A 932-nucleotide genomic window follows, 5' to 3' on the forward strand; every position below is an offset into this window, starting at 1 on the left:
ATCTGGCCGTGGTTCCTACCTATTTCGCCCCCTAAAACTGTCCGAAGTATTGATTTATCATTCATCTAATATGCCACAGATCGGCATAATTTACCTTATCCTTCAATTCAATAGATTTCTTTCCCTCTTAATATGAATAACGTCTCGTAATCAATACATCATTATTCAACTTCGCCATATGGCAATGAGGAACTCTAAACATGAAGCACTACTTTAATCCAATGAGCAGAGCGGTCACCACAGACTGGATGCTTAAAGAGCTGGATGTTCAGCACGAACAAATCCTCATCAACTTTACATCCGATGAGAATAAGTTGCCGGAGTTTCGGGAAATTAACCCGATGGGTAAGCTGCCTACACTTGTAGATGGTGATGTAGTGGTTACGGAAGTGGCAGCCATTTGTGCATACCTTGCAGACAAGTTTCCAGAAAAGAAGCTTGCACCTGAAATAGGCTCTGTTGACCGTGCAACCTATTATCGCTATCTGTTTCTCGCAGGCAATACAATTGAACCAGCACTCTCACTCGCTGCATCTGGAGTAACGCATCCTGAGCCGAGGTCGGCAGGGTGGGGAGATGTCCCTCGGGTATTGGCAACTGTAGAAGCAATGACGCCTGAAACTGGTTGGGCACTTGGTGAACAATTTACCACTGCCGACGTAGTCTTTGGCGGTTTGCTGGACTTCTCAATAAGCTTTAACTTGATCGATGCATCACCTAAGGTTGCTGCCTACGTTGCACGTATCCGGCAACGACCGTGTTATCGAGAGACTCATAGCGTGTTCGCCGAAATTGTGGGGGATGAATAGCTACTATTCCTGCCTATGGTTGTATGCAAATTGCCTCACGTGAAAAAAGGTTCCCCATAACTTGGCCACGAGTTATTGTCAATTCTGGTGTTCAACAGGCCTGATCAAGCAGCGCTCTGGTCG

General features: G+C 45.9%; 1 protein-coding gene. It reads left to right on the plus strand.

Features of this window, described 5'->3' with window-relative positions; genetic code table 11:
• Nucleotides 1-200: 200 nt before the first annotated feature.
• Nucleotides 201-809, plus strand: a complete 609-nt coding sequence (locus MO867_RS22275) for a glutathione S-transferase family protein (protein ID WP_252473253.1) — start codon at nucleotides 201-203, stop codon at nucleotides 807-809.
• Nucleotides 810-932 lie beyond the last annotated feature (123 nt).

Origin of the sequence: Microbulbifer okhotskensis, assembly GCF_023895975.1 — a bacterium.
GTDB lineage: Bacteria > Pseudomonadota > Gammaproteobacteria > Pseudomonadales > Cellvibrionaceae > Microbulbifer > Microbulbifer okhotskensis.

Excerpts from the sequence above, each read along its gene's own strand:
- MO867_RS22275 (WP_252473253.1), top strand. The coding sequence starts at position 201 with ATGAAGCACTACTTTAATCCAATGAGCAGAGCGGTCACCACAGACTGG.